The sequence below is a fragment of the Chryseolinea sp. T2 genome (genome assembly GCF_037203685.1).
Lineage (GTDB): Bacteria > Bacteroidota > Bacteroidia > Cytophagales > Cyclobacteriaceae > Chryseolinea.
Genome location: NZ_JBBCAU010000007.1, coordinates 371,265 through 382,186, shown reverse-complemented (window position 1 = coordinate 382,186; position 10,922 = coordinate 371,265). Strand labels below are relative to the sequence as shown.

The 10,922-nt window shown below is 47.1% G+C and carries 8 protein-coding genes and 1 riboswitch; of the genes, 3 read left to right on the top strand and 5 right to left on the bottom strand.

From position 1 onward, the window contains the following. Positions 1–63: 63 nt before the first annotated feature. The 5 genes from metE to WBG78_RS22835 all read right to left on the bottom strand — a co-directional run bounded on the left by metE (position 64) and on the right by WBG78_RS22835 (position 7,809). Positions 64–2,385, bottom strand: coding sequence for a 5-methyltetrahydropteroyltriglutamate--homocysteine S-methyltransferase (gene metE, locus WBG78_RS22855; protein WP_337328821.1), 2,322 nt, complete (start codon positions 2,383–2,385; stop codon positions 64–66). A gap of 151 nt (positions 2,386–2,536) precedes the next feature. Then, positions 2,537–2,751, bottom strand: a riboswitch (cobalamin riboswitch). Between the two features lie 138 nt (positions 2,752–2,889). Beyond that, the gene (locus WBG78_RS22850; RefSeq protein WP_337328820.1) at positions 2,890–4,107 is read right to left on the bottom strand and encodes an ABC transporter permease; all 1,218 of its coding nucleotides are present in this window, start codon (positions 4,105–4,107) and stop codon (positions 2,890–2,892) included. Positions 4,108–4,344: 237 nt separating this feature from the next. Further along, positions 4,345–4,890 carry a hypothetical protein gene (locus WBG78_RS22845; RefSeq protein WP_337328819.1) on the bottom strand — a complete coding sequence of 182 codons (546 nt, stop codon included), beginning with the start codon at positions 4,888–4,890 and terminating at the stop codon, positions 4,345–4,347. Between the two features lie 98 nt (positions 4,891–4,988). Beyond that, a complete protein-coding gene (locus WBG78_RS22840; RefSeq protein ID WP_337328818.1) occupies positions 4,989–7,181 on the bottom strand; it encodes a TonB-dependent receptor family protein in 2,193 nt (730 codons plus the stop codon). 85 nt (positions 7,182–7,266) lie between these two features. After that, on the bottom strand, positions 7,267–7,809 hold the full coding sequence (locus WBG78_RS22835) for a hypothetical protein (protein ID WP_337328817.1): 543 nt from the start codon (positions 7,807–7,809) through the stop codon (positions 7,267–7,269). A gap of 161 nt (positions 7,810–7,970) precedes the next feature. On the opposite strand from WBG78_RS22835, the gene WBG78_RS22830 reads away from it, so the two are divergent. From WBG78_RS22830 to WBG78_RS22820, 3 genes are all read left to right on the top strand, one after another. Continuing rightward, positions 7,971–8,759, top strand: coding sequence for a cupin domain-containing protein (locus WBG78_RS22830; RefSeq protein ID WP_337328816.1), 789 nt, complete (start codon positions 7,971–7,973; stop codon positions 8,757–8,759). Between the two features lie 223 nt (positions 8,760–8,982). Continuing rightward, positions 8,983–10,479: an ATP-binding protein gene (locus WBG78_RS22825; RefSeq protein WP_337328815.1), complete on the top strand. Its 1,497-nt coding sequence runs from the start codon at positions 8,983–8,985 to the stop codon at positions 10,477–10,479. Then, entirely contained in the window at positions 10,463–10,882 is a 420-nt protein-coding gene (locus tag WBG78_RS22820) for a response regulator (RefSeq protein WP_337328814.1), read from the top strand. Before WBG78_RS22825 ends, WBG78_RS22820 begins: the two co-directional genes overlap by 17 nt. Positions 10,883–10,922 lie beyond the last annotated feature (40 nt).

Sequence of the window (10,922 nt, the reverse complement as noted above, 5' to 3'; positions counted from 1 at the left end):
TTGTGTTAGGTGAGCCGTGAATGTTATAATGGCCGGGTAAGAATGAGCCCGGCCATTATATTTTTAAACGGCATTCTCTTCAACAGGAGAGCGAAGCTCATGAGCTGCTTTCACCATTTCGATCAGTGCCTTTCTGGTCTCGTCCCAATGACGGGTCTTTAATCCGCAGTCGGGATTGATCCATAGTTGATCGGCAGGCACCACAGATCTTGCCTTGTTGATCAGATACACCATCTCGTCCTTCGAAGGCACGCGCGGTGAGTGTATATCATAGACGCCCGGCCCGATGTCGTTCGGATATTTAAACTCTGCAAAGGCGTCGAGCAATTCCATTTGTGATCGCGAACATTCAATGGTGATCACGTCGGCATCCATGGCGCCGATGCTGTCGATGATATCGTTGAATTCCGAATAGCACATGTGCGTGTGGATCTGTGTTTCATCTTTTACTCCGCTTGCTGAGATACGGAAAGCTTTCACAGCCCAGTCGAGATATGTCTTCCAGTCGGATTTCCTCAACGGCAACCCTTCGCGAATTGCAGGCTCGTCGATCTGGATAATCTTAATTCCCGCCTTTTCGAGATCACTTACTTCGTCGCGAATAGCCAGCGCGATCTGATTCGTCGTTACAGAACGAGGCTGATCATCACGTACGAACGACCATTGCAGTATCGTAACTGGCCCTGTTAACATCCCCTTAACATATCTGTCTGTGAGCGACTGCGCATAGGATGACCACGATACCGTCATCGGGTTTGGCCTCGATACATCGCCGAAGATGATAGGAGGCTTTACACAACGCGACCCATAGCTTTGTACCCAACCGTTGGATGAAAATGTGTAGCCCGACAGTTGCTCACCGAAATATTCAACCATGTCGTTCCGTTCAAACTCCCCGTGTACCAGCACGTCGATGCCAATCTCTTCCTGCCAGCGAATTGCTTTCTCTGTTTCTTCTTTCAATAGCCTGTCATAATCGCTGTCAGTGAGCTCGTGCTTCTTCCACTTCGCTCTCCAGCTTCTTACTTCGGTGGTTTGAGGGAATGAACCAATTGTCGTAGTTGGAAAGAGCGGAAGTTTAAGTTCACTCTTTTGCTTTGCCTTGCGCTTAGCGAAAGGGTTGGTCCGGCTTGCATCAGCGTCGGTGATCCGGCTCACGCGCTCTTTTACAGTGGGATTGTGAATCAATGATGACGTCCTGCGGCTCTCGATTGCCCATAGGTTTTCGGCAAGCCTGGTGCTGAACTCAGGGCGCGTTGCAGGAACAGCTAGTCCCTTAATCGTGGACACCTCCGTAAGCTTTTGCTTCGCGAACGCCATCCAGGTCTTCATCTCCCTTGAAAGCTGACTTTCGTTCTTTTCGAGATCAAGATCACACGGAGTGTGAATGAGCGAACAGGAGGGAGCAATCATAATCCTGTCCGTTCCCAACTTCGACAATGCCTTTTCAATGTGTGCTAATGACTTGCTGAAATCATTCTTCCATATGTTCCGGCCATCCACAACGCCAAGGGACAGCGTCATTTTATCAGGAACATAGGCGAGAACTTCGTCGAGCTGCTCTGGCGCACGAACGAGGTCCAGGTGAAGAGCGCATACCGGCAGCGTGGTGGCAAGTTTAATATTGTCCCTCAGACCTTCAAAGTAGCTTGCAACAATTGTCTTGAGGTGGGGAAACTCCCTTCGAATCTCGCTGTAAGCATATGTAAAACCCCGTTTCTGTTTCTCCGTTAAATCCAGGGCGAGAAATGGCTCATCGAATTGTATCCACTCTACGTTCAGCCTGTCGAGTTTTTTCAGTATTTCTAAATACACCGGGACAAGATTCTTGATCAGGTCAATGCCCTCGAATCCCGACTCCTTTTCCTTTCCAAGCAACAGGTAGGAAACAGGTCCGATCAATACGGGCTTTGTTTTAATGCCGAGCTGCAATGCCTCATAATATTCATCGATGACTTTTGTAGCGAAAAGTCTGAAAGGTTGATCCTTATGGAACTCCGGAACGATGTAGTGATAGTTCGTATCAAACCATTTCGTCATCTCCATGGCCGTGATGTCGAGGCCATCTTTTTGGTATCCGCGCGCCATGGCAAAGTAGAGATCAAGCTCCGAATTGTTCTTGCTGATGATTACTTCGTGATAACGCTCGGGTACAGCGCCGACCATCAGCGACATGTCGAGCACCTGATCGTAGAATGAAAAGTCATTGGAAGGAATCAGGTCGATTCCTGCTTGCTTTTGCAATGTCCAGCTCTCTTGCCGGATGTTCCTGCCTGCCTGAAGCAGGTTCTTGTACGTTGTCTTGCCTGACCAGTAAAGTTCGCAGGCTTTCTTGAGTTCGCGTTGGCTACCGATTCGTGGATAGCCCAGGTTGTGTGCAACCATTGTTTTTTTGTTTTAGTGAGTGATTAAACCTGGCCCTTTGTTAAGTCCATGAATGCAGCACACCAATAACAGAAAGACATGATTGACCTCTTCCCTTGAATAGGGAGGTAAATGAAGTAATCAGACCTGACATGCTCATCAGCGTGTAAGCATAGTCATTAAGGTGAAGGCAAGTCTCCTGGCTTATGACGGTATCTGCCGGTCCTTCTCATGGCGCGATGCGCGCCACAATGGACATTGAGGGCAAACCCTTGTTCCTGCTTTATGCAGAAGTCATTTACAGTAGCACGTCTGCTCGTGATTCTCACACGATTCCTTTTTAGTCTTCCGGACCTCCCGGAAGCACCAGACACCTGTTTGACGAGGAATACAAAGAACGTTGCTCAAAGATATCGCTTAGCAGTTAATTAAACTACTAACCAACTTTTACATTTTACATTCAGAGTTTTACATTTTTCGGTTAAACTCATCTGAGAACAACGATTACCGATCAAACACCAAACCCTATTCCCTTCTTATCGCTTCGACCGGATCCAGCCTCGACGCCCGCAAGGCGGGATAGGTACCAAACACTATACCGATAACCAATGCAATGACAGATATGATCAGCAATGTATTAAGCGTATAAATAGCCTGAAACGGAACTTTGGTTATCGTCCTGATAATGGGTATGGCCACCATCGTCCCTGCAATTCCAAAGATCAATCCCAATAAGCTCCCAAAGGCTGATACGGTGATTGATTCAGCAAGGAACAGGAATACGATGTCTTTCCTGTTCGCGCCGACAGCCTTGCGCACACCAATCTCCGTAGTGCGTTGAGTGACCGATATAAGCAGAACATTCATTACCCCGATGCCACCGACTAACACAGATATACCAACGATCATGCCCATGATCACTCTGAATAGCAGAAATCCCTGCTCTGCCTGTTTCAACCGTAGGTCGTTGGTAAACACGCTAAACTCATCCTTCGGAAAACGCTTTCCCAACCAGGCCTCAATTTCTCCCTTTGCCGCGTGTACATCAAGCGTTGACGCAACATCGATCACCATCTCCGGCGGGTTTTCGTACAACTGTTGATGAGATCGCAATGTGATGGGTACTACAAGGTGCGGCGTCTTTTCATCTACACCTTTGTAAACACCAATAACCTCTAGCCGCTTCCCTTCCCAGGTGATCGCCTGATTAAGAATGGACACCGAGTCAAGTCCAATGGCTTTGATGAATGATCTGTTGACCAGCACAACGGAGTCTGCCCGATTGAGATCGATTTCAATAAACAGCCGTCCCGTCACTGCATCCTTTACCTGCGGGGCAATGCCTACGCCAGTAGCAGTAACTTTTACTCCAATAGTTTTTTCGTGATCTCCGAATTTCACCTGGCTGGTTGAATGCTGGAGCAGGTAAAAGGTGGATGGCTTTGTTATGGATTGCTGTGCTTCCAGGAATGCATTGTAGTGAATGATCGAGAAAGTGTCTTTCGGTACGCTTACATCGTTTACCATCGTTGAAGGACGTGAATGAATCACCACACCATTTAACGACGTGGTCGTCGAAATCTGTTCTTTGGCAAACTGCTCCATGCCGTCGATTAACGATAGAATGGCCACGAGTGCTGCGACTCCGATTACGATGCCGAGCACCGAAAGTAGTGTGTGAAAAAACCTTGCACGGATGTTCTGGAATGCCAGAATGAATGATTCCCCAATCTTTTTAATCATGGTAGTTGCTGTCTCCCGGTAGACGTTTTACCAGCCTGATTGTTACAGTGAGGCATTATCTCTTTACTATCAAAACCCGGCAATAAGCGGTACTACTGGCACTGCTAAAGACAATCTCCGCGGTACTTCGCGCCTTTGCGTCTCTGCAGTGGAGAATGCGTCCCCTGCTTCCTCCTCCGCATTTCAATCTCGCCTAACCCCGTGTTGCATGGATTACCATAACGGACTACAAGGGAGCTACATCTCCGGCTTCTGCATTTTCACGATCTTCCCGTCCCACGTCCATCGGTCATTCTTCTTTGTAAAGAACGTTCTTCTTAACTGGTCGCCTGCAACGTTCTGCCGGTACAGTACGATGAACGGAGTTCGGTTGACAAGTTCCGTTGTATAGTCAACAACAGCCTTGTCGCCCTTCGGATTGATTTCGATGTTTCTCACGTGACGGAATGTCTCGTCTGCAACTTTTACGCGCTGGACATCGATCGCCCTCAGTGTGTCGTTTGTTTCAAGGAGAAAAGGTTTTGCCTGCTCTGTGAACGTGATCAGTGGTTTGCCGATATCTTCGGGGGTATGCACGAACTGCGCCGTCACATAACCATGACGTGATAGGTTATTGTCTACTACTTCTCTTGCCGTAGTCTGGTCGTTGCAATAGACCCGGATATCAACTGTCCTCGGATAAACCGATTCAGCAGTTAACAATTCCTCTACACGATCATTGTCCAGATCACTGCACGACACCAGCATTGCAGCACCCACAAGAAAAACCAACGTCTTTACCATTCGCATCAGGATCGAAAAATTAAGGAATGTTGCCTGCAAACCACGCACAGATTGAAAATTAAACGCTAATCCGGGTGGCAGTCTTCAATAGCCCTTATTTAGATTTTGAACCCTATCGACGCCGAAAAGCTTCTCCCATCCGACGGCCAAACCCCCGCTCCGGGATACATTGTTGGCCGCTTCGTGAAATACTGCTCGTTCGTAACGTTGTTGATGTTGAAACGAATCTTGATAGCCTCCGAAATCCTGAACGAAGTGTTGACGTCCAGCAATCCATAAGATGGCACAAGTCCCACCGCACCGGTGGCACTCGGAGTAACCGTATTCAAAGGATCAGCATATGATTCGCCGGTGAAGCTGTACAACAATGACAGGCTGGCCAACCCCGCGCGTACGGTCACGCCGTTGCGGGTAATCACATGAGGTACGGACTCTACCTCATTCCCACTGATACCAACATTCTGCGCACCGGATCTAATACTTGCAGATTGATATTCGCTGCTCATAAATGAGGTAGACGTGAATATTGACAGGCTGGACCTTCTCCCCAGCTGATGGCTATACTCTGCAAAGATCTCGGCACCCATCGTCCTCGAATCTCCTATGTTCGTCCTGTACAGGATGAAAGTATTCGTTTCATCGTATGTGGCCTGGCTTCCCATCCGGTTGTTATATTGCAGGTCAAACAAGCTCACATCCCAGCGAAAGGCGTTGGTTCCGCTGTAAACCGACCCACGTACACCAAGTTCGAGGTTATATCCATACGCGTCCTTCAGGTTTTTGTCGACTTCCTCATATACATTCGCCGGTATGATGTCCTTAAACAGCACCGGCCTGTATGATTGAGACCAACCACCGTATAATGTCATAGTCTTCAAGTTGTACTGTGCACTGATACCAAACAAAGGAAACTTATGCTCAATAGTGTTGGGAATGTCATCAGCCGGATAGTAAGAGATGCTTCCATAGAAGTCCGACTTTCCGACTTCAACACGAAGGCCGGGATTAATGGATAGCTTCTCGGTTATCTTGAAATTGTTCTCAACGAAAAACGCTATGTTCTCAGTCTTCAGGTGCATATCGCGTCCCCATAGCGGATCCGTTAGCGTCAGATCAAAATCGGTTCCCGTCGTCCCTTTACCCTGCTGCTGGCGATTCAGGTTGTTGTGCATGTACTGTATGCCACCTGCAAGGGTACTGATATGATTCAGGAAGCCGTAGCTGTGAGATAGACGAAGTTCTGATGTATAGCTATTAAAATGATCAATATCGACCTGGCGGGCAGCGTACTCGTCAGTTGCCGGAATGATGGCGTCGGGAATGTTAGCAGTGCGGTCAAATTGAACACTGTTCCGATCGCCAAGCACCGCCGACGTTAACCATTGTACTTTCGTGTCTTTACCAATTTGCCATTCCGCTTTCAGCGACGGCACATAGATCTCCGGATTGAAATAGTTTCTCGCCCGCGTCGACATGCGTGGATCGGCATGAAACATGCTATCGGTCAGTGGCCCTGGAATCTGGTATACATAGTTCGATCGTGATACCTCACCTGTGATCTTCAGATTCTTTGAAGCATTATACACGAGCATCACCGACTGCGCATCGTAATCTGTTCGGCTGTTATCGCGGTATCCGTCAGATTTACGGAACGTAGCATACACATAATACTGGAACTTGCCAACGGTACCGCTGATCGCATTATAGGTACTCAGCAATCCAAACGACCCTGCAGCATTGATGCTTTCGAAACTGATTGCCTTCGTTGAATCAGGTTGTTTCGTTACATAATTGAGCATACCGCCAAACTGTGCTCCGTATTGCAGTGACCCTGTGCCCCGAACGAGCTCAATCCTTTCAACGGCCTCCATGGGAATACTGTAGTGACTCGCGGGATAGGCGTACATGTCAGAGTTGGTGATCGCACCGTTCCGCCGGATATTGAATTCCCATCCGCGATGCGGATCGAGTCCTCGCGCCGAGATGTTCATTTGATTTCCCGTGCCGTCCATGTCGTAAACAAAGATGCCAGGAACTTTGGCAAATATCTGTCGTGGCGTTTTCTCCGTAATATTTGCGTCCAGATTCTGTACGTTGATCACCTCAGACTTCTTACCGGAGTAGATGAAAGTGTTTTTTATTTCAGGCAGCCGGAGAACGGTGTTGATTTCGCGCTGACCGGTAACCAGCACTTCGGCAAGTCGTTTGGTCTCTATCGAATCTGCAGCCTGACCGTTGACAGTAAATGCGTACAAATAGAATATAAATGATAATAGTAAATATCGGTTCATTGGTTGGTGGAAAATGAAAATGAATGAATGGTCATCGTTTCGCATCAATGCGAACGATAACTGGTAAATAAAAATGGAGTGATGATCAGGAGATCAGTTGGGGAGGATGATCAATGGCAAAATCATACTGATGCGTATAACCGTTGAGGTATACAGTATGATTAACAATGTTGATTGCTATGAAATGCACAGTCAACTTTACTTTGCCCTGATGTAAATAGTCCTTGATAAACAATGAGTCAAACTTACTTTCCTGCTTGTTCCCCGACGGAGTATCGGTGAAGGTCTTTACATAATCCTGCAGCGCGTCCTTCAGGGCTATAGAGGTATCGTCTTTGTAGCAGACAATGTAAACGGTGTCCTTATAGAACTTTTGTTTTACCATGCGGTAAACGGTGCCGTTGTATTCGAACTCACCGTCTACACGCTCGTAGTTTTCTTTATCTGAAACCGGGTCGACCAGGGGTAGTTTAATGAGGATCGCCTGGCTACCCGCATACATGTCGAGATCGAGTTCGCCGGCCAGTGTTGCCCGGGTTTGTTGCTGTAAGGCGTAGAAAATCCAATATCCGCCTACCAGGTTGATAAGGTGCAGAGCGACGAGCAGTATGCAGACTACCTTTTTCAAAATCGCAGAAAGCTACCAATTTTTTGTCGAAGCGCAACCTGCGATTGAATTGCTCTGTTGCCTGAGGGGCGTCTCCAATTAAGTTTCAAACAGGGCAGCGGTTGCTGTCATTAAGACGTCATAACGTATTAACTTCACTGGCCCAATTCCAAATCCGCCTTATGAAGATCGTTTCGAACTTCAGTTGTGTCCGTGTTTTGTTAATCCTGTTGTCGGGATTTGTCCTTTCCTGGTCAGCCATACAGGCCCAGCCTGTAGCCTCGCGTATGTATGATCTAAAGACCTTGGACTACAAGACTGACAAGAATCTCCGGTCGGCAACCCTCTTCAAGGGTTCCGTCTACAACATGGAGATGATGCAGATGACCTACAATACCCTTCTATCAGTGGACACTCGTGCCTTTCGGGTGCCTCACGACGAAGAGCGCATCCTACTCGTTAAGGACGGAACATTGAAGATATCAATGAATGATTCCACCTGGCTAATCGAAGGAGGAAGCGTTGCATTACTTATGCCCGACCAACGATATGAACTGGGAAATGCAATGAGCGACACCTGTTCCTTCTACCTTTTAAGCTATCATGCGAAATTGGTCGATCGTTCCAGAGGAACTTCGGCTGGTGGATCGACCGTAAAAGACTGGAACAAAATCGTCTTTCATCCGCATGACAAAGGAGGTATTCGCAGGTACTTTGATCGTCCGACGGCTATGTGCAAGCGCCTTGAAATGCATGTCACCACTTTGAACAAAGGATTCAAGAGTCACGATCCGCATACACACGTTGCAGAGGAGATCGTGCTCGTTATTTCCGGCGATACTGAAATGCAGATTGGTGACAAGTTCTACAAAGGCGGGCCAGGTGTGGTATATTTTCTTGGTTCAAATGTTCCACATGCTATACGGAATGATGGCGGGAGTCCTTCAACCTACTTTGCCTTTCAGTTCTAGTAATTGTGACGTTCCGCTAATTCCGCCAACGATAAGCATTGCGTGATCAAAGGTCACCGGAATGTACATCAAACATTGCCTTCGGGAGATAGCTGGTCTCATTAACTTATTTCAAATTAAACCGGAATTAAATCGACATTAAAATTGACCCGAGGTCGACCGGTCACCGCCTGCTGGGTCTAATTTTGCTTGATCGTGTAGCTCAACGCCAACCTCAGGCTTAATGAAAATCTCACACATTATTTTCCTTAGCTTTTTCGTCATCCTGCTGTTATTCTCAATAACAACATTCATTAATTACAGGCAATCGGAGCTAATCAATTCGAATGCTGAAGAGTTCTCTCGTTCCTCTACGGTTCTTCGAAGCGGCAATCGCTTTCAGAGAAACTTTTTGAACATGGTGAGTGGCCTGCGGGGCTATATTCTGACAAATGAAACATTCTTCATCCAAACTTATGATTCTGCAATAATTGAGAATGAGTCGATCCTCGATGAGATGGCTGACCTCGTGCCGGATAAATCAGACCAGCGAATACTACTCGATGACATTCGCGAGCTCCAGAAATATTGGGTCACCGATTTGGCGATGCCCCTGCTGGATGCAAAGAAGAACAGCGGTGAATCCGACAGCAGTAAAGTAGCCTTCAATAAGCTTTACAAAGAAAAAATAGTTGAAGGCCTGGAAAAGGATGTGCAGCGTAGCTTGCAGCAGAAATTTTCCGACTTCAGCAATTATGAATATGGTCTTCGCGACTCACGAAAGGAAGAGCTGGCAGCAAGTGTAAGCAATACGAGAAGCATTTCATTTTCCCTCACCTTGATCTCGATCATAGCGGGTATCATGATCGCGTTGTTTATCGCCAACTATATCTCTGGACGGATTGTGAAAATGGTGACGATGGCCAATGCAATAGCTGAGGGAAATTACAACGTACACCTTCCGGATCGCGGGAAGAGTGAAATGAGTCAGCTTGCGCGGGCTCTCAATCACATGGCCGACTTGCTTCACACAAACTTTACATTGCTAAAGAGGCAACGCGATGAACTTGACCAGTTTGCTCACATTGTTTCGCACGATATCAAGGCACCACTTCGGGGCATCGATAATGTTGTGACCTGGATTGAGGAGGATCACAGTTTCGATCTTCCTGCAAAAGTAAAGGAGTACCTTGACCTGATTAAAGGACGAGTGGTGAGAGCAGAGAATCTGTTAAAGGGTATTCTTGACTACGCTCGCATTGGAAGAGAAGTGCGTGATACAGAGCTCGTCGATATCACTGAACTGGTGACCGAGATAACTGAAGACATTCCAAAAAGAGCAGGGATCAACTTTCGCGTTCAGCAGAACATGCCCATCATCGCGACGGAGCGTGTTCCGCTGCTTCAAATCTTCGCGAATTTGATCTCGAATGCTGTCAAGTACCACGACAAGGTTGATGGATTTGTGAAGATCTATTATCAGTCCAACGGAAGTCACTATGAGTTCTTCGTTGAAGACAACGGTCCGGGTATAGACAAGATCTATCATGAGAAGATCTTTATGATCTTCCAGACACTGGAAGCCCGCGATAGTTTTGAAAGCACCGGTGTTGGTTTGGCGATTGTCAAAAAGATACTCGACGACCGAAACCTTTTAATAAAAGTTCAATCGGCCCCTGGTGAAGGTTCAGTGTTTTCCTTTGCCTGGCCAAAAAAGTACCAAGATGCAGAGAGTGATTAACATTCTTTTGGTTGAAGATGATCGTCTCGATCAAATGGAAGTGCAACGCACACTGGAGAAGAAGGGGATAGTGCATCGTTTAAAGATTGCATTAAACGGCGAAGAAGCTTTAGCTATACTGGACGAGTCCCGCGGCAATCATAACCGGCCAGACCTGATACTGGTTGATTTGAACATGCCCAAGATGAATGGCTTTGAATTTCTGGAGAAAGTCCGTAGCGTGGATGAATACAAAGATATCAAGCTGTTCGTACTGTCAACGTCGGATGACAAGGAGGATAAGATGGCGGCTGCAAAATTTGGCATATCTGGTTTCATCACAAAGCCGTTGAAGCTTGAAAGCCCGCCTTCACTCGATGCCTTCAATCTGATGATCGACCTGATGAACATGCAGATCAAGTAGCGCTGCCGTTGAAAGTAACGCCTTTGGAACCGCGACTATT